The organism is Streptomyces sp. NPDC093984, assembly GCF_044764595.1.
Lineage (GTDB): Bacteria > Actinomycetota > Actinomycetes > Streptomycetales > Streptomycetaceae > Streptomyces > Streptomyces cynarae.
In genome coordinates, this window is sequence record NZ_JBIWIM010000001.1 from 167900 (window position 1) to 191327 (window position 23428).

Here is a 23428-nt window from a genome sequence, read left to right on the forward strand (position 1 = left end):
CGGGACGGGAAACGGGGGGGGAAACGGGTGGAGTCGCAAGCACGCACGGCGAAGGCCGACCCACAGGAGGAGCTGGCGGCCCGGCTGCGCCTGCTCCAGGAACTGTCCGGGCTCGGCGTAAGGGCCCTCGCGCGGGACACCGGCCTCAGTTCCTCGTCGCTGTCGCGCTACCTCAACGGGCAGACCGTGCCGCCCTGGCCCGCGGTGGTCGCCCTCTGCCGCTTCGTCAAGCGCGACCCCCGGCCCCTGCGCCCCCTGTGGGAACGGACCTCGAACCCGTTGCCGGCGCCCCCGAGGAGCAGCCGCCAGGTCCGGCCGCTGCCCCGCAACGACCTCCCGCGCGACGTGCCCGACTTCACCGGACGGGAGGCCCAGCTCGCCGCCGTGCTCGCCGCGGTGGACAGCCATCGGGTGGTCTCCGTCGACGGCATGGCGGGCGTCGGCAAGACCTGTCTGGCGGTGCACGCCGCGCACCGGCTCGCCGCCGACTTCCCGGACGCGCAGCTGTATGTGGACCTGCACGGGTTCACCGAGGGCCGGCCCCCGCTCGACCCCGACTCCGCGCTGCGGATGCTGCTCGGCGCGCTCGACGTCCCGTCCGAGAAGGTCCCGCAGGAGGGAATCGAGCAACTGGCCGCCTGCTGGCGGTCGGAACTGGCCCGCCGACGGGTCGTCGTGGTCCTCGACAACGCCGCCGACGCCGACCAGATCCGCCCGCTGCTGCCCGGCGCCGGCCCGTCCGTCGCACTGATCACGAGCCGCAACCGGCTCCTCGGCCTGGACGAGGTGCCCCCCGTCTCGCTGGACGTGCTGAGCCCGCAGGAGAGCGCGGAGCTGCTGGCCCGCGCCAGCGGCGACCCCGTCGGCCCCGAGGGCAGGCTGGCCCGCGATCCGGAGTCCGCCGCCGAGGTGCTGCGGCTGTGCGGCCACCTGCCGCTGGCCCTGCGGCTGGCCGCGGCACGGCTGCGGCACCGGCCGGGCTGGACCGTGGGCATCCTCGTCGAGCGGATGGCGCAGGGGGTGAGCGAGTTCGACGCCGCGTTCAGCGCGGCGTTCGCCATGTCCGTGCGGCAGCTGAACCGTTCCCAGGCCCGCCTGTTCCGGATGCTGGGCCTGCTGCCCGGGGAGTCCTTCGACGAGTACGTGGTGGCGGCCCTGGCGGACGTGCCGCTGCGCAGCGCCCAGGCGATGCTGGAGGACCTGCTCGACGCGCACCTGGTCCAGCAGCCGACGGTGGGCCGCTACCGGCTGCACGACCTGGTGCACCAGCACGCGCGCCGGGCCACGGCGGAACAGGACTCGGCGGACGAGCGGGAGCGGGCATTGGGCCGGGTGCTCGACTACTACGTGCACGCGGCGGCCGCCGCCGACGCCGCCATGCCGTTCGTGTCGCCCGGCCGGGCGGCCTCCGCGGGCCCGCCTCCCGCCGAGCTGCCACGGTTCCCGGACAAGAACGCGGCCTTCGCCTGGCTCGTCACCGAGTACGCAAACGTCATCGCCGCCTTCGAGACTGCGGCCGCCGTAGGGGCCGACGTGCATGTGTGCGAGCTGCCGCGCTTCCTGCGGGCCTACTTCGCGCGGCGCTGCGGCACGACGCATCTCAACGTCCTCTTCGAGCGCTCGCTCGCCGCCGCCGAGCGCCTGGGCGACCCGCTGCGACTGGCCGAGGCGCACAGCGATCTGGGCTTCGCGCGCTACAACGCGGGCCGGATGGCGGAGGCCGCCGCCGCGTACGACGCGGCCGCTCTCCGGTTGTCCGAGACGGGGGACGCCCGGGCGGAGGCCGAGCTGGCCATGCGCCGCGGCTGTCTGAGCTGGGACGCGGGGCACGTCGAGGAGCCGCTCGAACTGTTCCGGCTGGCGGGGAAGTTGTACGAGCAGGCCGGTTGCCCGACGGGCGCGGCCGACGCGGCCGCGTCGGAGGCCTGGGCGATGCTGCAGCTGGGGCACCGTGAGGAGGCGGCGCAGCGGGCCCGGGAGGTGCTGGGCATCCCCCACACCGACCCCGCCTGGCCGCCCGCTCTGACGGCCCGGATCACGCTCGGCGTGGCCATCGCCCGCGAGGAGCCGGACGAGGCGGCGGAACACCTGCGCCATGCGCTGGCGGTGGCCCGCGACGACGGGCACCTTCACAATCAGGCGTGGTGCCTGAACTGCCTGGGCGTGGCGCTGCGGCAGATGGGCCGGTACGAGGAGGCACTGGCCGCCCACCGGGAGGCGTTCGCGCTGCTCGACGAGCTGTTCGAGGAACACTGGAAGATCCATTTCCTCAACGGCTATGCCGAGACCTGCCGGCTCGCGGGCCTGACCGAGGAGGCCCTACGGCTGCACCGGCAGGCGCTGGAGCTGGCCCCGAGGCTGGGAAACCGGTACGAGGAAGTGCTGGCCCACGAAGGCATCGCGACCGTACTCGACCGGACGGATCCGGCGGAGGCCGCCGAGCACCGTGCGGCGGCGCAGGCCGTCCTGCGGGAGCTCCGCCCCGGGGCTTAGAGCGCCCCCGACCGGCACGGATCTGTGCTCGGCGCTGCTGTGCTGTCCTGCTGTCCTGCTGTCCTGCCGAGGATTTCACGGCCGTGCGCACCGCCCCGGCGGGCGACGGGACGAGTCGGTCTCCCGAGCGCCCGTGTGCCGCCCGCCGGGGCGAATGCCCGCGTCACAGAACGGCGACGGTCTCCTGGCGGGCGTAGCTGAACCCGTCGGTGTCGAAGTAGAAGACGGCGACCTGCACCTTGTCTCCCTTTGCGAAGTGCGAACCCACGGCCGGGCGCAGTGTGACCTGCGCGATGTGGCTGTCGTAGTCGCAGACGAGCTTGTCCTTCTTGATGGTGCCCGCGGCGATCGACTCGTCGTGGGTACCCCGGCCGAGCGCCGTCGCGTTGGCCACGAGCTCGTGGTCCATGCCGGGGTCGCAGGAGTAGGTGACCTTCACCTGCAGGCCCGGAGCGTGGAACGACACCTTGTCGATGGCGAGCAGGTTGGCCTTCGCCGCCGCCGAAGGTGCGCCCGCCAGGACGCCCGCACCGACCATGACAGCGGTGGCCGCCGCCCCGGCGAGGCGTCGCCGGAGACCGGATGACTTCATCGGTTTCTTCCTTCCCCCTTGCGCGGTCACCCTTGGTCGAGGCGTGGAGAAGTTCTCCAACTGGGCGGGCGACTGCGGCAGTTGATCGATTCCCGATCCGGATGTTACGTGATCTTTGAGGGTTATGGTGCCGGATGCCGGTGCTGAGCTCCGCCCGGCCCGGTACGCGGCGGTGGCTCCCGCGGCGCGGTTGTCGATGCCGGCACAGGCGAGGCGTGCACTGCCTGGCAGATCCGTCACCAGGGTGACCACGGGGATCCCGGGCACCACCGGACGGCCGACGGCGTCGGTGATCTCGGCAGGTCCGGGGCCTTGAGGATCACGCCCTGGGTGCCGCGCCGGGTGATCCGGTGGGGAACGCGGACGAGCTCTGCGGGCGGGCAGGTCTCGCGGAAGCGGGAGCGGGAGCGGGAGCGGGAGCGGGAGCGGACGAGAAGGCCGGATTCACGTCCCGGCCGCGCAGCCGACGCGCCAGGCTGTGACCAGGCTCGCTAGTTGGCATCAGGCCACGTTCACGACCTGCACTGATGCCAAGTAGCTTCAGCGCCCGGAGCCGCAGAATCAGCAAAATAGTTGGCACTTTGGTACAGCGCAGGTCATGAGCCGTGTGTCGCCATAGCGGGGCCAGAGATCTTCGGCGGCGACAACCTTGGTGAACGCGGCAGCCACATCGCCGTGTTCCTGCGGTACTTTGCGGGGCTGTCACAAATCGTCGTCGGGTCTGGTCGTAGTCAGTGACCACTTGGAGTGGTGGGAGCAGCTTCGCCCAGTGTCTCCGTCGCCGATCGGTCGCGTTTCCGCCCCTCTTCCGCCGCTGCCCGACCCTGAGATCAGGACGCCATGAGTCAGTCACCGTACGTATCCAGCGCATGGTACCGGCCGATGCTCGGCCGCCATGCTGGTGAGGAGCACCGGACCGCCACCGCGCTGGAGTTGTTCTTCGATCTCTGTTTCGTCGCCGCCGTCGCCCAGGCCTCGTCGACGTTCGAGCACGAGATCGCTGCGGGCCGTCCGGGGCACGGTCTGCTCGGTTATGCACTCGTGTTCTTCGCGATCTGGTGGGCCTGGATGAACTTCACCTGGTTCGCCTCCGCCTACGACACGGACGACGTCCCGTACCGTCTCCTCACCCTGATCCAGATCAGCGGGGCCCTGCTCATGGCCGCAGGAGCCGCCGAGGCCCTGGAGCACGGAAACTTCACGATCATCACCTGGGGTTATGTCGTCATGCGGCTGGCCATGGTCAGCCAATGGTTGCGCGCCGCGTACACGGACCAGGAACGTCGGCGGTCGGCGCTGCGGTACGCCGTCGGCATCCTTGTCCTGCAGATCGGCTGGCTGACCCGGCTGGCTCTGCCCCACGACGGTGGTATCGCCTCGTTCGCCGTCCTCGCGGTCGGGGAACTCGCGGTGCCGGTGTGGGCCGAACGTGCCGAGGGCACCACGTGGCACCCGGAGCACATAGCCGAGCGCTACGGCCTGTTCACTCTGATCGTGCTCGGCGAGTCCGTCATGGCCGCCGGCCGTGCCGTGGGCACCGCCCTGGACACCCGCAAGGAACTCGGCTCTGTCCTGGCCATCGCGCTGGGCGGGATGCTGACCGTCTTCTCGCTGTGGTGGCTGTACTTCGCCCAGGACGCGCCGCGCCGCCTCAGGACGCAGAGGACCGCAATGCTGTGGGGCTACGGGCACTACGTCGTGTTCGCCGCCGCGGCTGCCGTAGGGGCGGCGCTCGCCGTCAACGTCGCCCACGTCACCGGTCACCGTGCTCTCACCGACCTTCAGGCCGCGGCCGCCTACACGGTGCCCGTCGCCCTCTTCGTCACCTTTGTGTGGCTGTTGCATCGGTGGACGGCGCAGCAGCCGTCCACCATGGCCGACGTCCTTCCTCCTGTCGCGGCTGTCGCCATCCTCGCCGCCACGTTCACGACGTTCGCCGTGCTGTGCACCGGCGTCATCGCGTCGCTGCTGATCGGTACGTCCCTCGTCGTCGCACAGCGCGAAGCCCACAGGTCCTGACCACCGTACGGCCGCAGAAGCCGCGCGCCTGTCCCGGGCCGCCGATATCTCTTCGCGGCGCCGCCGCGTCATGAGAACCCGGTCCAGCAAGGCCGCGGACGGCGTGCACCAGCAGACGGGGCCCCTGTCTGCTGGTGCACCACGCGGCTCGGGCCCTGTCGTCCAGAACCGTCGCTACTCAGGGAATCGCTCCGGCCTGGCTCTAGGCGCGGTCTTCGGGTGCGACGTACTCGAAGGTCGGGCCCGCGGCCAGGCCCTCGTCGTCCTGGACGGCCATCAGGCTCTGCGCCTGTCCCTTGATCGCGTACATGGTGCCCACGGACATCCCCAGCATCGCCGGGTTGCCGTTGAAGGCCTGCTGCAGCATGTTCAGCATCTTGCAGTACGTCTGATTGAACGCTTCCTGCGCTGTGCGGATCGCGCTGCCCTCGGGGTGGTCCGCCACCCGCTGGTTGGGGCGCACGGGGCGCACGCCGGCAGGGTCCGTGGTCACGGCCTCACCGGTCGGACCGGACTCGGGCGTGTCACCGGGCTGGTAACGCCGGCCCAGCGCCAGTTCCTGGAACCGGTAGTAGTGGGAGACCGCCTTGGTCTCGGGGTGGAACGGGTCCTTGTCCCCATCCCAAACGGCGGCGCGGGCCGCACCCTCACCCTGCTCGACGATCTCCTCCAGCGCCGCGAGTGCCGAGCTGAGGTCGGTGACCGGGGCGAGGTGCCCTGCTGTGTGGGCGAACGGGCCGCCGGCGACCTGACGGGTGGGGTTCCCGGTGAAGACCTGGTCCTCACCCAGTTCGGCGCACAGATACCGCAGTCCCTTCTCGATCGCGTCATAGAACTGTCCGATCGTCTCGTAACTGTCCCCCTCGGCTGGGTCTCCGGGATGCGCGGGCTGTTCGAGACGGAGGAACATTTCGAGCGCCTCCGGTCCGAACGGCAGTAGGGACAACTCTATGTCTGGGGCGGCGTGCGGCATCGTCCGCGGGTGTGGCGGCAGCATGTGGGGCGCGTCCAGGAGGGGTTGGCCGCCGACCGCGTTGAGCAGGTTCGCGGCCAGGGCGAGATGGATCATCTCCTCGACGAAGACACCGCCGATGAGTTGCGCGGCATCCGCGTTCCGCTCGGGGTCGAGCGAGTACAGGGCTGTCAGGTACGGCGGCAGCGTGGAATGTTCGAGTTCGATCGCCCACTGCAGGTGCTGGCGCAGGTCTTCCAGCGTCGCGATGCCGGTCGCCGAAACGGTGTCAAGTGTGGCGGGCTGGCCCTGAGGCATGGTAGAGGCTCACTTCGGTTTCGTAGGCGCAGGGGTGCTCATGCCATGCGGCGGTCGACGGCGGAGCGCCGCCCCCGTCGTGACGGGGTGACGAGGCTGTTCGTCCGTCGCCGACAGGGCAGGTGCACCCTCTGAGGTCACTTCACTGACAGGCGAGACCGAGCTTCTGTGACACGCGGATGGGTGCACGCGCACTGTGCGACCATGCCCTCACAGTGTTTGGTGTTGGCGTGATCCACACCTACGCATTCGATGCATAGTGAACGTGAGATAGTGTTGCGGCCGTCGACCGGCGGGCGGGCGTGCCAGGGCATCCAGGGCTCCGCCCCGGCTGGACGCCGTCCCAAGCCCTCTTGGCCTTGTTCTTCCGTCTTCCCACTCCTCCGGAGTCGCAGTGCTCATTTGCAGCCCGGCCTCAACGAACGTGTTATCCGGGGAGTTGTCCGTGAAAGGTGTGTCCCATGGCTGAGCTGTTCTACGACGCAGACGCCGACCTGTCCATCATCCAGGACCGCAAGGTCGCGGTCATCGGTTACGGCAGCCAGGGCCACGCCCACGCGCTGTCGCTGCGTGACTCCGGCGTCGACGTCCGCGTCGGCCTGCACGAGGGCTCCAGTTCCAACGCGAAAGCCGAGGAGCAGGGCCTGCGTGTGGTGACGGTGGCCGAGGCCGCTGCCGAGGCCGACGTCATCATGATCCTGGTCCCGGACCCGATCCAGGGCGAGGTCTACGAGAAGCACATCGCCCCGCACCTGAAGGACGGCGACGCCTTGTTCTTCGGCCACGGCTTCAATGTCCGCTTCGGCTTCGTGAAGGCCCCGGCCGGTGTGGACGTGTGCATGGTCGCCCCGAAGGGCCCGGGCCACCTGGTCCGTCGTCAGTACGAGGAGGGCCGCGGCGTTCCCTGTCTCGTTGCCGTGGAGCAGGACCCGACCGGAGGCGCCCTCGCGCTGGCCCTGTCGTACGCGAAGGGCATCGGAGGCACCCGCGCCGGTGTCATCCGCACGACGTTCACCGAGGAGACCGAGACCGACCTGTTCGGCGAGCAGGCCGTGCTCGCTGGCGGTGTCTCCGCCTTGGTGAAGGCCGGCTTCGAGACGCTGACCGAAGCCGGCTACCAGCCTGAGATCGCCTACTTCGAGTGCCTGCACGAGCTGAAGCTGATCGTGGACCTCATGTACGAGGGCGGCCTGGAGAAGATGCGCTGGTCGATCTCCGAGACCGCCGAGTGGGGCGACTACGTCACCGGCCCGCGCATCATCACCGACGCCACCAAGGCCGAGATGAAGAAGATCCTCGCCGAGATCCAGGACGGCACCTTCGCCCAGAACTGGATGGACGAGTACCACGGCGGTCTGAAGAAGTACGACGAGTACAAGAAGCAGGACTCCGAGCACCTGCTGGAGACCACCGGCAAGGAGCTGCGCAAGCTGATGTCATGGGTGAACGAGGAGGCGTAGGTCGTCGTACGGGCAGCGGCCTGCGCGGCAGGGGGCGGCGGTGCTCTGCCCCCTGCCCCTGACATGCCGCCGGTGGCAGCTGGGGGAAGAATCGGCGTCGTTGTGAACCGCTCCGGCTCGGTCGAGTCGTTATGAACCGCCCCGGCTCGGTCGAAGTGACACATGTGCGTCACTCCCGCGGTCTTCGCAGGCCGGCGGCTCAGGCAGGTCCTCCAGGAAGTCCGCGGACGGGGTGAAGAACAGGGAGCCCGTGACCGGGGTGGAGAAGTCCAGAATGCGGTCGTACGATGCCGACCGCGTGCCCAGGAACATGCGCTCCAGCATCGTCTCCGTGACCTCGGGATCGCGCGCGTAGCCGATGAAGTACGTACCGAACTCCTCGCGTCCATGTGCGGACCGACCGATGGGGCGGCAGCGTCGACCACCACGTCCGTTTCCCCATCGAGGTAGTCAAGGCCACCGCGGCCGCCGTCGGAGCCGAGCGGGTCGCCCTGCGCATCTCACCGGGGAACACCGACCTCGGTATCGCGGAGAGCGACCCCGCAAGCCTGTACACCACGCTCCTGGCCGCCCCTGTCCGACGTGCCCCTCGCCTATGTCCACATGCGGGAGACGGGGAAGCGCGACCTCACGCGCCACGTGCGTGCCGCGTGGTCCGGCCCGTTCGTCCTCAATCCTCGCTACGACGAGGCCGCACCGCATCTGGCGGTGGCCGAGGTGCTCGGTGAGGGGCTGGCCGACGCGGTGGCGCTGGGCCGGCCGTACCTGGCCAATCCGGACCTCATCACCCGGCTCAGGACCGAGGGCCCGTACAACACGGCCGACCCGGCCGGCTTCTACGGCGGTGGCGTGACCGGTTACACCGACTACCCGACCGTCGCGTTCGCCTGACGGGACGTGGTCCGTCCGGACCGCGGCCGGCCTGCCGGGTGCCCGTTACCCGGCAGGCCGGCCGTTTCGGTTTTCAGGTGCGGGGTGGTCCCGCCCAGCAACTGGCCCGGCACCGGGAGCCTGCGGTACCGCGGTGCGGCGAGAGACCTCTCACGCCGCGTGACGGACGGGCCGGTACTCGGGACCGGACGATCGGCGGGACGACGACAGCAAGCCGTGCGCCTGGCCCTCGGGGACGAGAAGCCGCACGAGGCCCTCCAGGTCCCCGGTGCCGGCCGCGGCCCGGAACGCGGCGGCGAGGCGACGGTGCGACTCGGCGGGGACCGGCCGCTCGCGGTCGCAATCCAGGCTGGCCTGCGCCCGGTGGACCATCACCCGTGCGTTCGGGGCGCTGACCCGGAGCAACGCCGCAAGTTCGGCGTAGGCGTAGCCGAAACCCTTGCGCAGGACGTACGCGGCCAGCCGATTCGGCGTCAGCCGCGCCATGAGCAGGGTCAGGGCCCCCTCGATCGCCACGGCCTGCTCGGCGCTCAGCACGGGATCCTGGGCGGCCCGGTCACCGAGGTCGGCCAACTGCGGCTCCAACGGGATCTCGTGGCGGTACTGCGCGGACTGGACGACGTTGATGGCCAACCGGGTCGTGGCCGTGACGAGGAACGCGGTCGGACGGTCGATCTGCGTGAGCTGCCAGCGCAGCCACACCTCCTGGACCACGTCCTCGGCTCCTGTGACGTCGCCGAGAATGCGGTAGGCGATGCGGAAGAGCCGTCTGCGCTGGGCCAGGAAGATGTCGAGCGCGATGTGCAGGTCGTCCTCGGCCGCACGGGCGACCGGGGGGTGGGTCGGCGTCGTCGTCTCCGTGCGGGGCACGGACATCGGGAACTCCTCATGGTGGACGGCACCCGTCAAGGGCGATGGCTCCACCCTCGGTTCGTGACACCGTCCCCCGCGCCCTTGCTTCCCGTGGTCGAGTCCGTAGGACCCCGTTGGGGCCCCCGGGGAGACCCCGGGTCCCGCAGCGGCCCTCACGCACTGCGCACCGTGCCCTCGTCACGCAGGTCCGCGGCCGGGGCGTTCGCCAGGGCACCCGGCAGCGCGCGACGTGAGTTGATGCCGAGCTTCGTATACACCTTGCGCAGATGCCACTCCACGGTGTGTGGGCTGATGAACAGCTCCGCGCCGATCTTCGCGTTCGTCATGCCCTCGGCGGCGAGCGTCGCGACCTGCGACTCCTGGGGAGTGAGGGCGCTCGTCGGCTTGTCCTCCCGCACCCTGACGTGTTCGCCGGTGGCGAGCAGTTCGCGGCGGGCCCGCTCGGCGAAGGCGTGGGCACGCATGCCGTCGAACATCTTGTGAGCCGTGCGCAGTTGCTCCCGGGCCAGCGAACGGCGTTGGGTGCGGCGCAGCCACTCGCCGTACAGCAGGTGGGTGCGTGCCACTTCCACGGCCACACCGCCGCGGCCGAACTCCTCGATCGCGGTCCGGTAGAGGCGGTCGGCCTCGTCACCCCCGGCGAGGAGCGCCTGGCTTCGGGCGGTGGCGCCGCGGGCCCAGCCGGAGTCGGCGGCGCGGGTGAGTTCGATCAGCCGGGCCAGGGAGGCACGGGCCTGGTCCAGCTCACCACAGCGGGTGGCGGCCTCGACGTGTTCGACCAGCGACAGGCCGGTGAAGTTGAACCCGTCGTGCTCGATCGCCGTGCGCGCGGCCTCCAGGGCCTCCTCGTAGCGTGCCAGGCCGTTGAACAGCACGCCCTGGATGTAGCCCATGGCGCCCAGCAGGGACACCTCGCCTCGTTGTTCGGCCCGTTGCCTGGCTTCGTCGATGATGCCGGCGGCGACGTCCGCCTCGCCCCGCCAGGCGGCCAGAACCAGGGTGGCGTACTTGTGCGGGGCGTGGCCGGTCGCTGCGGCGAGCGCGTCGGCCTCGTCGATCATCCGTGCGGCCTCGGCGAAGTCCCCGTAGTGGATATGCACCCCGCCGGCGTAGATGAGGGCCGGTGGCAGTGCGCCGAGCGCGCCGATGTCGCGGGCCAGGCGCACAGCTCGGCTCGACAGCGTGTCCCACGCGTGCAGGTCCCAGGCGTAGTGGATGAACGCCTCCAACGCGACCGGGGCGAGCAGCAGCCAGCGCATGGTCGCCTCCCGGGTGCCGAGTTCCTCGTGCGCGAGCAGCTCCAGCGCGCCGCGCAGCGCCGAAACGCCGCTCTCGTACCCGTCCGCGAGGAGCGCGGCCACACCGTCGAGGAGGAGGTCGGCGGCCTCGGAGCCCGAGGGGGGTGCCCCGGACGAGCGGGCCGCGATCGCGGCGGCGCGGGCCCCTGTCGGACCGTGAACCCGGCCCGCGAAGATGGTCGCGCTGATCGCCTCCAGGTACGTCTCCCGCGCCAAGGGCGACCCGGCGGCGGTGAACTGCGCGGCCGCATCGAGGAGCAGCGGTGCTGCCTCGTCGCTGCGGCTGCGGGCGAAGAGGATTCTTGCCCGCAGCCGCGCCAGGCGGGCGCGGTCCAGGGCGCTCAAGGGACACAGTTCGGCCACCGTCGCGAGCTCGGTGGCCCGGTCGGGTGCGGCGGCCGAGAAGTGCGCTTCGGCCGCTGCGAGGGCTCTGCGGCCCCGCGGCCACGGGTCCGGCGTCACCTCGGCCGCGCGTTCCAGCAGTACCGCCTCGGCCGCGATGCCGCCGCGCTGCCGCGCGCGGTCGGCGGCCTCCTCCAGCCCCGCGGCCACCTCCTCGTCCGGCCCGTCGGCGGCCTGTGCGGCGTGCCAGGCGCGCCGGTCGGGGTCCAGGACCGGGTCCGTGGCCTCGGCCAGCGCCCTGTGCACCGCTCGGCGTTCCTCGGGCTCGGCCCCGTGGTAGACAGCGGAACGGACCAGCGGGTGCCGGAACCGGACGGACTCCCCGAATTCGATCAGGCCGGCCGCCTTGGCCGGTGCGGCATAGGGGACGATCTTGAGCAGGTCCGCTGCACGGACCAGCAGGCGCGCGTCACCGACCGGTTCCGCCGCGGCGATCAGCAACAGGGTCCGGGTCGCCGCCGGCAGCGAACCGAGCCGACTGGCGAAGTCGCGTTCGACACGGCTCGCGACCGGCCCCTGGGCGCTCGGGTAGCTCGACGAGTCCAGGCCGTAGGCCAGCTCGGCGGCGCTGCGCCCACGGGAGAATTCGAGCAGCGCCAGCGGGTTGCCGCGCATCTCGGCGACGAACCGGTCCCGGACCCGCTTCTCCAGCCGCCCGCCGACCGCAGCCTTCAGGAGCTGGCCGGCCGCGGCGGTGTCGAGACCGTCGAGCCGCAGCGTCGGCAGATCGCTGAGCGCGGACTCTCCCTCGGGGTCGCGCACCGCGAACGCCATCGCGACGTCCTCCGCGAGCAGTCGGCGGGCCACGAACTCCAGGGTCTGCAGGGACACTTGGTCCAGCCACTGGGCGTCGTCGACCAGGACGAGTACCGGCCGGGTCTCCGAGACGCGGGTGAGCAGGGTGAGCACGGCGAGACCGACCAGGAAGCGGTCGGGGGGGTCTCCAGCTGCCATGCCGAACGCCACGCGCAGGGCGTCGCGTTGGGGTTCCGGCAAGTTGTCCAGCTCGTCCAGGAAGGGCGTGCACAGCTGGTGCAGGCTCGCGTAGGGCAGCTCCATGTCCGCCTCGATGCCGTGTGCCCAGGTCACCTTCACCCGCGACGCCTGCGCGGCCACGTACTCCAGGAGCACCGACTTCCCGATGCCGGCCTCACCACGGAGCACCAGTACGTGCGACCCGCCTTCACGCAGACCGACCAGCAGGTCGTCGAGTGCCGCGCACTCGCGTTGCCGGCCGACCAGGTCGGGAAGCGGGCTGGCGATCATGCGACGTGGCTCCTCGGAGAAGTCAGGGGGATGAAAATCTCTCACAACTTGTCAGAACAAGTCTTGCAACGATACCTGGAAACACCCCACACACTGTGATCAATTCAGTGTGACGGACTCCATGGTGGAAAATGCCCGGCAGCTGTCACAAAACAGGCCGCTGTCCGGTCGACCACTGCCGACGATCTCACCCGTCCGCTGTCGCAGGAGGTCCCCCATGTCTTCGCTAGGACACCAGCTCGCCACGTCTGTTCTCGTGGTGGGAGCCGGTGGGTCAGGCCTTCGGGCGGCCATCGAGGTCGCGGAGGCCGGTGTCGCGGTCATCGCCGTGGCCAAACGCACGCCCGTAAGCACGTATCCGCCCCCGGCGTCCGGAGGTCCCACGTGGGCGACGGCCGCCGTCGGCACCAGCGACGCGTGGGACCGGCATGCGGCCGACACGCTGCGGGAAGGCCGCTTGCTGGCCGACCCCCGCACGGCGCAGGTCGTGGCCCGGTACGCGGGGCAGAGCTTGCACGACGTGGGCCGCTACGGCTCGCGTATGGACCGCTGGGGTCTCGGTGAGCCCGCCCTGCCCCAGCCCGGCGAACACTCGTACCGCGGCGCGGCGTTCGCCGACGAATACGCCGTGCCGGAGGTGCAGCGGGCACTGCGGGCACGCGCGACAGAGCTCGGCATCCCCGTCCTGACCGGCGTGTACGTCACCCGGCTGTTGGTCGATGACGGAACGGTGTTCGGCGCCTACGGATTCGACCTCGTCGACGGCTCTCGCTACCTGGTGCACGCCGACTCCGTGATCCTCGCGACCGGAGGGCACACCCGCATCTGGCGGCGCACGTCCGCACGCCGCGACAAGAGCGCCGGCGACTCCTTCCGCCTCGCCGTCGAGGCAGGCGCGCGGTTGCGCGACCCCGAGTTGGTGCAGTTCCATCCCCTGGGGCTGATCGGGCCGGAGCACGCGGCCGGCCTGCTCGTCAGCGAGACGGCTCGCAGCGAGGGCGGGGTCCTGCTCAACAACCTCGGTGAGCGGTTCATGGCGCGCTACGACGTCGAACGCATGGAACGGTGCAGCCGGGACACGGTCGCGCTGGCCGCCTACACGGAGATCAAGGAGGGCCGCGGCAGCCAGGCCGGCGGGGTGTGGCTCGATCTGTCCCACCTGGCGCGCGAGACGGTTCTGACGCGGCTGCCGCGGGTGCACCAGACACTGTTGGACGTGCAGGCCCTCGACATCACCCGCGATCCGATCGAAGTCGCGCCGACCGCCCAGTTCTCCCTGGGCGGTGTCTGGGTGAGGCCCGAGGACCACAGCACCGAGGTCAGCGGGCTGTTCGTGATCGGGGAGGCGGCCAGCGGGCTGCACGGCGCGAGCCGGCTGGAGGGAAACTCGCTGATCGAACTCCTCGTCTACGGCCGGATCGCCGGCCGGGCCGCGGCGGAGTACTCGGCCCGGCTCACCACTCAGCAGCGGTCGCCGGCGGCGGTGCGCGCCGCGGAGGCGGACGTGAACCGGCTGCTGGCCGCCTACGGCGATCAGAACGTCCGCGCGCTGCTGCAGTCGGTGCGTCACCTGATGACGGAGCACGCCGGCGTCCTGCGCGACGAGGCCGGGCTCACCGCCGGGCTCGACGAGCTCGACGAGATCGAGGCCCGCGGGGAGCAGGTGGGTGTCCACATCGACATCGGGGGTTTCCAGGACCTCGCGTACGCCTACGACCTCAGGTCCACCGTCCTCGCCGCTCGCGCGACGCTCGAGTGCGCGTTGGAGCGGCGGGAGACCCGAGGCAGCCACCACCGGTCCGACTACCCCGATGTCGATCCGGACCTGACGGTCAATCTGGTGTGGTCCCCGACGACCGGGGTACGCCGCGAACCCGTCCCGCCCATCCCCACCCACATCGTCGCGTTGATGCGGGAGGTCTCGGGTGACGCCGCGTCTCCCGAGTAGGGTTCGTGGCCGCCTCGGACGGCCGCCGACCTCGCGCGCAGATCAACGGCCGCCGCGCCGCGAGGCCGTCGGCCTCGTCGGCAGGTGGCGGGAGGCCCAACCGGCCAGCTCGCTGAGGATGGGCATGAGAGCCGTCCCGTCCGGAGTGAGGCGATAGCGGACCGTGACGGGCGGTCCGGGCTCCACCTCACGCACGGTGAGTCCGGCGGCGGACAGTTCGGGCAGCCGCTCCGAAAGCACCGAGTCGCTGATGCCTTCAACCGCACGCCGCAATTCACTGGGAGCTGGCCCGCTGGGCCCCGACCGCCGCGAACCTGCAGCCGCTGCGTGTCCTGTTCGTCCGGACGCCGGAGGGCAAGGAGCGCCTGCTGCCGCACCTCGACGAGGGAAACCGGCCCAAGTCAGCCTCCGCGCCGGTCGTCGCGGTGCTGGCCGTCGACAACCGATTCCACGAGCACATCCCGCACATCCTGCCGATCCGTCCTCAGCTGAAGGAGCGCTTCGAGGGCGACTCCGCTCAGCGGGACAGCATCACTTCCTTCAACGGACCGCTCCAAGCCGGCTGCTTCATCCTCGCCGTACGCGCCTCCGGCCTGGCCGCCGGACCGATGGCCGGCTTCGACGCGGCCGGGATCGACAAGGAGTTCTTCAGGGACAACGACTGGCACTCCGTACTCGTCGTGAACATCGGCTACCCGGCCGGCCCCCCGGAGTTCGACCGCTTGCCGCGTGTGGCCCACGAGCACGCCGTCACCTGGGTCTGACCCGGGCCGCTGCCGCGCGAGGGCGTCGCAGGGCGGAGATCGACTCATATGCCAACGACCGGGCGGGCCGCGAACCTGTGACAGCGAATCGGCCGCCACGAGGACGTGTCACACGGTATGACCCGGACGGGCATCCCTGGGGCGATCGGGCAGGAGGGACAGCAGCTGGAGGTTTGTGTGGCTCTCGGTTCCCGGTATTGCGGTGTAAACCACGAGCCGCTGGGATTGGTCGGGGTCGACCAGTGTCTGACAGTGCAGTTCCAGTGTCCCGATCTGTGGGTGACAGAAGCGTTTGGAGTCACAGTAGGGCCCCAGCACGGGACGCTCCCGCCAGATGCCGGCGAACTCGGGGCTCTCCTCGTTCAGCACGTCCACGAGCTCGGCGGCGTGCGAGTCGCCGCCGTCGCGGGTGTAGGCGCCGTGCAGGTCCGCCACCATCAGACGGCTCTGCTCGGCGTGGTCGCTCTCGGGGTGGACCAGGCGGGAGGCGGGGTCGGTGAACCAGCGGTAGTGGGCGCTGCGCGCCAGACCGGTATGGGCCGTCTCGTCGCCCAGCAGCGTCACGGCCAGAGGCGTCTGCTTCAGCGTCTCGCCCAGGTGGTTCATCACCTGGGCGGGGGTGTCCTCGAGCCGGTCCAGGATGCGCATCATCCCCGGGTTGATGTGGTCCCCGCGCCGCACACGGCGCGGCCGGGCGTGACCGGCGAGCTGGAAGAGAAGGTCACGCTCCTCCAATGACAGGCGCAAGCCGCGGGCCAGCGCGGCGAGCATCTGCTCCGAGGGGTGGGGACCTCGCGGCTGCTCGAGCCGGCGGTAGTAGTCCGCCGACATGTCGCACAGTGCCGCGACTTCCTCGCGCCGCAGCCCCCCGGTACGCCTGCGACGCCCGCGGGGCAGGCCGACGTCCTCCGGCTGGAGGGCCTCGCGGCGGGCCCGGAGAAGAGCCGCCAGTGCTGCTCGGTCCGCCATGGCTGTCCTTCCTCCCGGGACAACGCAGTCCCCGACGGGACGCACCGGTCCGTGGAGCCCAGGGTGGGTCGGCGGGCGGGGTGTGGCCGTCGTCCGCCCGACACTTGCACCGTGTGAACGATGCGGTCAGGACCACCCATTCCCATGACACGGTGGATCGTGCGTCCACAACCGCGCTCACCCCGGGAGGGGAGCCGACCACCCGCCCGCTCCCCTCCCGGCGTGATGACGACGCGTCGCGTCAGCGGGTGATCGCCTTCGTCTCCAGGAATTCCTCGAGACCGGCACGGCCCATCTCCCGGCCGTTGCCGGACTGCTTGTACCCGCCGAAGGGGGCCTGGAAGTTGTGCTGTCCACCGTTGACATCGACCTGGCCGACACGCAGGCGCCCGGCGATCGCCATCGCGTGGTCCTCGTCACCGGTCACCGCGGCGTTCAGCCCGTAGATCGTGCCATTGGCGATCTCGACGGCGTGGTCGTCGTCGACGTACGGGATGACGACGAGGACCGGGCCGAAGACCTCCTCCTGGGCGATGACCGAGTGCGGGTCGACGTCGGAGAAGATCGTGGGCCTGACGTAGGCACCGGTCTCCAGGCCCTCCGGTCGGCCGGGGCCACCGACCACGAGCGTGGCACCGTCGGCGATGGCCTGCCGGATGTAGTCGTCGACGCGCCGACGCTGGGCCTCCGAAGCGAGCGGGCCGATCCTCGTGCCCTCGTCGGCGGGATCACCGACAACGTATTCCTCGGCCGCGGCCCGGAGCTTGTCGACCACGGTCTCCTGGAGCGCCTCGGGCACGAGCATGCGCACGTAGGCGCCGCAGGCCTGGCCGCCGTTGGCCCAGGCGAAGGCCAGCCCGCGGGCGACGGCGAGGTCGAGGTCGGCCTCGGGCAGGACGATGTGGGCCGCTTTGCCGCCGAGTTCGAGTGCGACTCGCTTGACCGTGCCGGAAGCGGCGACGGAGACGCTTCGGCCGGCCCGGGTGGATCCGGTGAAGGAGATCATGTCGACTTTCGGATGCCGGGAGAGGGCCTCGCCGACGACCGGGCCGGTGCCCTGCACCACGTTGAACACGCCATCGGGCAGGCCCGCCTCGGAGATGATCTCGGCGAACATCCTGGCGCTGAGAGGGGACATCTCCGACGGCTTCAGGACGACGGTGTTGCCCGCCAGAATCGCGGGCACGACCTTGGTCACCAGTTGCTGGAGCGGGAAGTTCCACGGGGTGATCGCTCCCACGACACCGATGGGCTCGCGAACGACGAGCGAGTTCTCGATCATCGACGCCCACTCGAACTCCTCGGCCGCCGCGACCGCGGCCAGGATCGAGGCGACCGGGAAGCCCACCTGCGCCTGCCTGGAGAAGCCGATCGGTGCGCCCATCTCCAGGGTGATGGTGGCCGACAGTTCCTCGCAGTGCTTCTCCAGGCCCTCCGCCAGGCGCCGCATGACGGCCGCACGGTGCTCGACGGACGTCGCCGCCCATCCGGGGAACGCGGTGAGCGCGGCGTCCACCGCCAGGTCCACCTCCGCCGCCGTGCCCTCGTGCAGCGTGGCGATGACCGATTCGTCGGCGGGGTTCACCACCTCGATCAGCGAGCCGGAACCCGGGACGGCTCGGCCGTCGATCCAGTGGGACGGAGCAGGAAAAGGAACCGCAGGTTCTTCATTCATGCCGCCAAGGCAACATCGGTCGCCGCGCGGCATCCATGCCCTCCCATGCCCATGATCCGCGTCACTGGCCCGCCAGGTCTCTCCGATACGGGGCACTGCCGCTCGACGGCGTCCGGGCCGAGGACCGGTCGCTCTCCCGAGCTCCCGGTGCCACGGGGGCGAAACACCGGGCCACCACGGGACAACTACGCACCCGCCCACGGACTCCCCGGGGCGCGATGGACGGCACCGGAGTGTGACGTTGGGGGCACCGCCCCATCGAGCGAAGGAGCCGGCCGTGAACCCGTATCTGACCGAGTCGAGGGCACCCGAGAAGGCAGCCGGCACGGCCTTCCGCTCCGCCGCCGACGAACTCCACGAGGCCGTATCCGTGTTCGTCCAGGTCCGGCCCGGACTGCTCAGGATCGCCCACCGAATCACCGGCGACGCGGTCGAGGCCGAGGACGTCCTGCAGGAAGCGTGGATGCGGTGGCAGGGAACGGACCGGACAATCGTGCTCAATCCGTCGGCACTGCTCAAGACGACGACGATCCGGTTGGCCATCAATGTCGTCCAGTCCACTCGCCGACGCCTGGAGGCCTGCGCCGGCTCCTGGCTGCCCGAGTCGCCGGACTCCCAGGCCGGTCCGGACACGGTGGCCGAGCGGCAGGACGCAGTGGAACGAGCCGTCCACCTGCTGATGCAGACGCTGACGCCGAGCCAGCGGGCCGTCTACGTCCTGCGGGAGGGTTTCGGCTACCCCTACACCCGGATCTCCGAGATCTTGCACGTCAGCGTCGCCAACGCCCGGCAGCAGGCCTCCCGTGCCCAGGAGCGACTCGCCCGCGACCGCCGCCCCCGGCCGGTGGACCCGGCCGCCCGTCGACGACTCGTGAGGGCCTTCCTCACGGCGGCCCGGACGGGCGACCTCGCCACCCTGGAGAGGGAGCTCGCCGCCGAGAGCACCCTCGGGCCCGCTCAGGAACCGCTGCTGTGCGCGACGGGCGAGTAGAAGTGCGCCGGTGAGGAGCACGGAAGCAAGGCCGCCCGCCCATTGCCTTCCGCGTAGAGCCCGATTCGGACTCGTGGCTTCCGGGCCCGTGATGGCAGCACCGGTTGATCGCCGCCGCCGCGTCGACGTCCTACACCCCATGCTCAAGCACCGCAGCCCTACCAGGCTGGGCACGTACGAACAGCCTGCCCCAGCCACAAACCTTGACCGGACAGAGAGAAGCACCCGCCTCGCCGCGACGGCCCCAGCCGCCCGCGCTGTTGTTATGCTCCCCGCGTGCAGGGGGCAGGGTGAGCAACGTGGACGGCCCGGAGCATCTGCGCGGCCGGCGCCGTGAACGGGATGCGCTCGAAGCGCTGGTCTCCGAGGTGGAGGCCGGACGCAGCGCCGTACTGGTTCTGCGGGGCGAAGCCGGAATCGGGAAGTCCGCCCTGCTGGATCGCCTGGAAGCACGCGTCGCGGGGCACCGCGTCGCCCGTGCGGCGGGTGCCGAGTCGGAGATGGAGCTGCCGTTCGCGGGACTGCACCAGCTGTGTGCCCCGTTCCTCGGACGCGTCGACTCCCTCCCGCCTCCGCAGCGAGAAGCGCTGGCCACGGCGTTCGGGATCAGTGCGGGATCGCCTCCCGACAGGTTCCTCGTCGGTCTGGCCGTCCTCGGACTGCTGACCGACGTGGCCGCCGAACAGCCGCTGTTCTGCCTCGTGGACGACGTACAGTGGCTCGACCGGGTCTCCGCCCAGACCCTGGCGTTCGTGGCGCGGCGGATGCTCGCCGAACCGCTGGCCCTCGTCTTCGCCTCCCGCGAGCAGCGGGGTCGCGACGAGCTGGCCGGTCTGCCGGAGCTGACGGTCGCCGGCCTTGACGACATCGACGCCCGTGCGCTGCTGAGTGCGGCGGTCGACGGCCCGATGGACGAGCGGATTCGCGACCGCGTCCTCGCCGAAGCACGCGGCAACCCCCTCGCGCTGCTGGAACTGCCCCACGGCCGTCTCGACGCGGAACCGGCCAACGGGCTCGACCGGAGCGGGCCCGAACCGGTGACCGGCCGCATCGAGCGAAGCTATCTCGCGCGGGTCCGCTCACTGCCGACGCCGACGCAGCGACTGCTGCTGGTCGCCGCCGCCGAGCCGATGGGTGACGTGACGCTGCTCCGGCGTGCCGCCGAGCGACTGGGCATCGGCCCGAGCGCGATCGACCCGGCGGTCACGGCGGGATTGCTCAGCGTCGGGGCGCTCGTGCGGTTCAGGCATCCCCTGCTGCGCTCCGCCGTCTACCGATCGGTCGGGCTCGCGGAGCTCCGGGAGACCCACCGTGTCCTGGCGGAGGTGACCGACCCGGTCCTCGACCCCGACCGACGTGCGTGGCACCTGGCGCGGGCGACGGTACGTCCGCACGAGGCGATCGCCGGCGAACTGGAGGCGTCAGCCGAGCGTGCCCTGGCACGAGGCGGCACCGCCGCGGCAGCCGCGTTCCTCGCACACGCGGCCGTACTGACGCCCCAACCGCGGCCCAAGGCGAGGCGTGCCCTCGCCGCGGCCCAGGCGAAACTCCGTGCCGGTGCGCCCGCCGCGGCACGCGATCTGCTGGCGCTGGCCCGCAATGGCGTCCTGGACGGACCCGGCCGTGCCCGCGCGGATCTGGTCGAGGCCCAGATCGTCTTCGCCTCCAGTCGGATGGACGAGGCGCTCCCCTTGCTGCTGGCGACCGCGCGTCGCCTGCTGCCCCTCGACGCCGAACTGGCCCGGGAGACCTTCCTGGACACCCTGTCGGCCGCCATGTTCGCCGGGCGCCTCGCCTCCGGCGCCGACGCACGCGAGGTGGCGGCGACGGCGCAGCGGACGTCACCGTCCCCCACCAGGCCGCCGCGCACTGCCGATCTCCTGCTGGACGCCCTGGCCGCTCGGTTCACCGGCGGTTACCGCGACGCGGTGCCCGCCTCACGCGACGCGCTGCGCGCGTTCCGCCGGGAGACCGACCCGGAGGAGATCCTGCGCTGGTCGTGGCAGGCCTCGGCGCTGGCGGCCGAGATGTGGGACGACGAGGGCTGGACGGAGCTGGCGAGACGCCACGAACGGACCGCCCGCACCGTCGGGGCGCTGACCGAGTTGCCGCTCGCGCTCAACTCGCAGGTGGTCGTCCACACATGGGCTGGTGAACTGGACGCGGCGGCGCTCCTCATCGCGGAGATCCCCCGGGTACAGGAAGCGGTCGGCAGCAGCTTCACGCCGTACGGCGCGATGGCACTCGCCGCCTGGCAGGGAAGTGCGCGCGCGACCCTCCCGCTGATCGAGGCCGGCGTGGAAAGCGCCGTGAGCCGCGGTGAGGGCGTCGGTGTGGCCGTCGCCCGGTGGGCTGAGGCTGTGCTCCACAATGGTCTGGGCAGGTTTGGGGAGGCGTTCGACGCGGCCCGGTCGGCGAGCGCGCATCCGCAGGACCTGGCCGTGGCCAACTGGGGACTGGCCGAGCTGGTGGAGGCCGGAGTGCGCAGCGGCCGTCAGGAGGTGGCGCAGACCGCGCTGGACCGGCTGACCGAGGCGACGGACGGCGCCGCGACGGACTGGGCACTGGGCGTACAGGCACGCTCCCGGGCACTGCTCAGCCAGGACGCCACGGCCGAGGAACTGTACCGGGAGGCGATCGAACGACTGGGTCGTACCCGGGTCGCGGCGGAGCTGGCCCGGGCGCGTCTGCTGTACGGGGAGTGGCTGCGGCGGGAAAGCCGGCGCGGCGACGCCCGAGAGCAGTTGCGCGAGGCACACGCACTGTTCACACGGTTCGGTGCGGAGGCGTTCGCCGAGCGTGCCGTCCGGGAGTTGCGGGCCACCGGCGAGACGGTGGCCCGACGCGACGGTGGCTCCGCGGCGACGCTCACCGCCCAGGAGATGCAGATCGCGCAGCTGGCCCGGGACGGGCTCACCAACTCCGAGATCGGCGCCCAGTTGTTCCTCAGCCCGCACACCGTGGAGTGGCACCTGCGGAAGGTGTACGCCAAACTCGGCGTCGCCTCCCGGCGGCTCCTGCGCACGGCGCTGTGAGCGGCACCTGTGCTGTGGGACGGACGGGCGGCCGTCACTGGGCGACCGCCGGTCCGCTGACCGCGTACCGGCGTCGGTCACAGACCGGTGGCCGTGGGCAGCCCCACGGATGCGAGGTGATCGCCGAAGGTCCGGCGGCCCTCAACGTACTCCCCGCGCGGCAGCAGGCCGCCGCCCGTCAGGGCCTTGCCCACCTTGCCCGGAAGCGTCACCGGCACGACGAGGCGTCTGCGGCCCTGAGCGCGCACCACACGACGCGCCATGTCCACCATCTCCCACCGTTCGGGACCGGCGATCTCCCGTGCCATGCCCGAAGGGCCCTGGATCGCGTGCTCGACGAGCTTCTCGGCGACGTCCCGGGCGGCGACGGGCTGGGTGAGCATTCTCGGCATCAGGACAACCGGTGACCGGCTGTCCAGCAGCGGTTCGGGAAACTCGAAGAACTGGGTGGAGCGCAGAACCGTCCACGGCACACCTCCGTCGCGGACCAGCTCCTCCTGCGCGCGTTTCCCGTGGTAGTACCCGAGATCGACCGTGTCGCTGCCCACGACGGACAGAGTCACCAGATGTCCGATCCCGTGCGACCGGGCGGCGGAGAGCAGGTGGCTGGTGGTCCGGGAGAAGAAGTCGACGGCGGTCTTCTTCCTCGTCGTGACGATGTTCGTCACATCGATCACCGCGTCGCTGCCGGACAGTTTCTCCTCCAAGCCGACGCCGGTGGTGAGCTCCACACCGTGCGAGCGGGCGAGAACGACGGCTCGATGTCCTGCGGCCTCCAGCTCCGCGACGACGTGCTTGCCCACCAGACCGGTTCCTCCGGCCACGGCCACCCGCATGTGATGCCTCCTCGTACCCACGGCGGTTTCTCCCTCTGCCCTGAAGACAGGGCAGGTACCGTCCCTGTGACACGGCGAGGCGCCCATGGACACGGACGATTCACCGGACGGTGTCCCCTTCACAGCAGCCGGCCTGTCACATGTGCCAGCCCCGCTCGGTCTGTGCGGAAGGGGGACGAGTTTCGTCATGGTCCCCGCACCTCGGCCGAGAGGAAGACCCATGATCACGCGTCTCGTGTCCGTCGCCGAAGGCGGACGGCTCACCCGCTCCATCGCGATCGGCGCTCACACGCTGACGGCCGACGAACCCGAGCCCGTCGGCGCCGATGCGGGTCCTACCCCCGGAGAGCTGCTGCTGGCTGCGTTGGGATCATGTACGTCCATGGCCGTGCGGGCCCTGGCGGACCGGCACGGCTGGCGACTCGACCGTGTCGACGTGGTTGTACGGTTCGGGGCCCAGGGACGCATCGTGAAGAACGTAGGCCTGACCGGTGACCTGGAACCGGCCCAGCGTGAGCAGTTGCTGGCAGCCGCCGGGCGGTGTCCTGTTCACCGGCTGCTGTCCAAGGAGGTCACGATCGTCACCGTGCCCGTGTTGCTGGCGGAACCCGACGACGCGTCCCAGGCCCCGCCGCTGCCCCGGTGA

Annotated in this window: 17 protein-coding genes and 2 pseudogenes; 10 read left to right on the forward strand and 9 right to left on the reverse strand. The window is 71.0% G+C overall.

Going from position 1 to position 23428, the window contains the following annotated elements:
* Nucleotides 1-27: 27 nt before the first annotated feature.
* Nucleotides 28-2493 (forward strand): helix-turn-helix domain-containing protein, encoded by a 2466-nt coding sequence (locus ACIRC0_RS00765; protein ID WP_403609445.1) that lies wholly within the window; start codon nt 28-30, stop codon nt 2491-2493.
* Between the two features lie 163 nt (nt 2494-2656).
* Here ACIRC0_RS00765 and ACIRC0_RS00770 read toward each other — a convergent pair whose 3' ends face one another.
* Nucleotides 2657-3085 carry a hypothetical protein gene (locus tag ACIRC0_RS00770; RefSeq protein ID WP_403609447.1) on the reverse strand — a complete coding sequence of 143 codons (429 nt, stop codon included), beginning with the start codon at nt 3083-3085 and terminating at the stop codon, nt 2657-2659.
* A gap of 840 nt (nt 3086-3925) precedes the next feature.
* On the opposite strand from ACIRC0_RS00770, the gene ACIRC0_RS00775 reads away from it, so the two are divergent.
* Nucleotides 3926-5104 (forward strand): low temperature requirement protein A, encoded by a 1179-nt coding sequence (locus tag ACIRC0_RS00775; RefSeq protein WP_403609450.1) that lies wholly within the window; start codon nt 3926-3928, stop codon nt 5102-5104.
* 202 nt (nt 5105-5306) lie between these two features.
* Here the strand turns inward: ACIRC0_RS00775 and ACIRC0_RS00780 are convergent, their stop codons facing one another.
* Nucleotides 5307-6374, reverse strand: a complete 1068-nt coding sequence (locus ACIRC0_RS00780; protein ID WP_403609453.1) for a ferritin-like protein — start codon at nt 6372-6374, stop codon at nt 5307-5309.
* Nucleotides 6375-6835: 461 nt separating this feature from the next.
* Between ACIRC0_RS00780 and ilvC the strand changes: the two genes are divergently transcribed.
* Nucleotides 6836-7834, forward strand: coding sequence for a ketol-acid reductoisomerase (gene ilvC / locus ACIRC0_RS00785; protein WP_403609455.1), 999 nt, complete (start codon nt 6836-6838; stop codon nt 7832-7834).
* A 129-nt stretch (nt 7835-7963) separates the two neighbouring features.
* On the opposite strand, the pseudogene ACIRC0_RS00790 reads toward ilvC, so the two are convergent.
* Nucleotides 7964-8221 (reverse strand): annotated as a pseudogene (locus ACIRC0_RS00790) (hypothetical protein); the annotation flags it as partial.
* A 2-nt stretch (nt 8222-8223) separates the two neighbouring features.
* Here ACIRC0_RS00790 and ACIRC0_RS00795 point away from each other — a divergent pair.
* Nucleotides 8224-8322: pseudogene (locus tag ACIRC0_RS00795) on the forward strand (hypothetical protein); the annotation flags it as partial.
* 94 nt (nt 8323-8416) lie between these two features.
* Complete coding sequence (locus ACIRC0_RS00800; protein ID WP_403612792.1) at nt 8417-8725, forward strand: hypothetical protein; 309 nt, start codon at nt 8417-8419, stop codon at nt 8723-8725.
* 150 nt (nt 8726-8875) lie between these two features.
* Here the strand turns inward: ACIRC0_RS00800 and ACIRC0_RS00805 are convergent, their stop codons facing one another.
* On the reverse strand, nt 8876-9601 hold the full coding sequence (locus ACIRC0_RS00805) for a sigma factor (protein ID WP_403609457.1): 726 nt from the start codon (nt 9599-9601) through the stop codon (nt 8876-8878).
* Nucleotides 9602-9750: 149 nt separating this feature from the next.
* Entirely contained in the window at nt 9751-12564 is a 2814-nt protein-coding gene (locus tag ACIRC0_RS00810) for an AAA family ATPase (protein WP_403609459.1), read from the reverse strand.
* A gap of 217 nt (nt 12565-12781) precedes the next feature.
* On the opposite strand from ACIRC0_RS00810, the gene ACIRC0_RS00815 reads away from it, so the two are divergent.
* A complete protein-coding gene (locus ACIRC0_RS00815) occupies nt 12782-14512 on the forward strand; it encodes an FAD-binding protein (protein WP_403609461.1) in 1731 nt (576 codons plus the stop codon).
* Nucleotides 14513-14554: 42 nt separating this feature from the next.
* On the opposite strand, the gene ACIRC0_RS00820 is transcribed toward ACIRC0_RS00815, so the two are convergent.
* A complete protein-coding gene (locus ACIRC0_RS00820) occupies nt 14555-14752 on the reverse strand; it encodes a winged helix-turn-helix transcriptional regulator (protein WP_403609464.1) in 198 nt (65 codons plus the stop codon).
* A gap of 92 nt (nt 14753-14844) precedes the next feature.
* Between ACIRC0_RS00820 and ACIRC0_RS00825 the strand changes: the two genes are divergently transcribed.
* Nucleotides 14845-15276 carry a malonic semialdehyde reductase gene (locus ACIRC0_RS00825; protein WP_403612610.1) on the forward strand — a complete coding sequence of 144 codons (432 nt, stop codon included), beginning with the start codon at nt 14845-14847 and terminating at the stop codon, nt 15274-15276.
* A gap of 108 nt (nt 15277-15384) precedes the next feature.
* On the opposite strand, the gene ACIRC0_RS00830 is transcribed toward ACIRC0_RS00825, so the two are convergent.
* Together ACIRC0_RS00830 and ACIRC0_RS00835 are read right to left on the reverse strand one after the other, a co-directional pair.
* Nucleotides 15385-16245, reverse strand: coding sequence for a helix-turn-helix transcriptional regulator (locus ACIRC0_RS00830; protein ID WP_403609467.1), 861 nt, complete (start codon nt 16243-16245; stop codon nt 15385-15387).
* A 241-nt stretch (nt 16246-16486) separates the two neighbouring features.
* Nucleotides 16487-17953: an aldehyde dehydrogenase family protein gene (locus ACIRC0_RS00835; RefSeq protein ID WP_403609469.1), complete on the reverse strand. Its 1467-nt coding sequence runs from the start codon at nt 17951-17953 to the stop codon at nt 16487-16489.
* Nucleotides 17954-18197: 244 nt separating this feature from the next.
* On the opposite strand from ACIRC0_RS00835, the gene ACIRC0_RS00840 reads away from it, so the two are divergent.
* Together ACIRC0_RS00840 and ACIRC0_RS00845 are read left to right on the forward strand one after the other, a co-directional pair.
* A complete protein-coding gene (locus tag ACIRC0_RS00840) occupies nt 18198-18911 on the forward strand; it encodes a sigma-70 family RNA polymerase sigma factor (protein ID WP_403609471.1) in 714 nt (237 codons plus the stop codon).
* A gap of 290 nt (nt 18912-19201) precedes the next feature.
* Nucleotides 19202-21946: an ATP-binding protein gene (locus tag ACIRC0_RS00845; protein WP_403609473.1), complete on the forward strand. Its 2745-nt coding sequence runs from the start codon at nt 19202-19204 to the stop codon at nt 21944-21946.
* A gap of 77 nt (nt 21947-22023) precedes the next feature.
* Here ACIRC0_RS00845 and ACIRC0_RS00850 read toward each other — a convergent pair whose 3' ends face one another.
* The gene (locus ACIRC0_RS00850) at nt 22024-22782 is read right to left on the reverse strand and encodes an SDR family oxidoreductase (RefSeq protein ID WP_403609475.1); all 759 of its coding nucleotides are present in this window, start codon (nt 22780-22782) and stop codon (nt 22024-22026) included.
* Between the two features lie 220 nt (nt 22783-23002).
* Between ACIRC0_RS00850 and ACIRC0_RS00855 the strand changes: the two genes are divergently transcribed.
* Nucleotides 23003-23428 carry an OsmC family protein gene (locus tag ACIRC0_RS00855; protein WP_403609478.1) on the forward strand — a complete coding sequence of 142 codons (426 nt, stop codon included), beginning with the start codon at nt 23003-23005 and terminating at the stop codon, nt 23426-23428.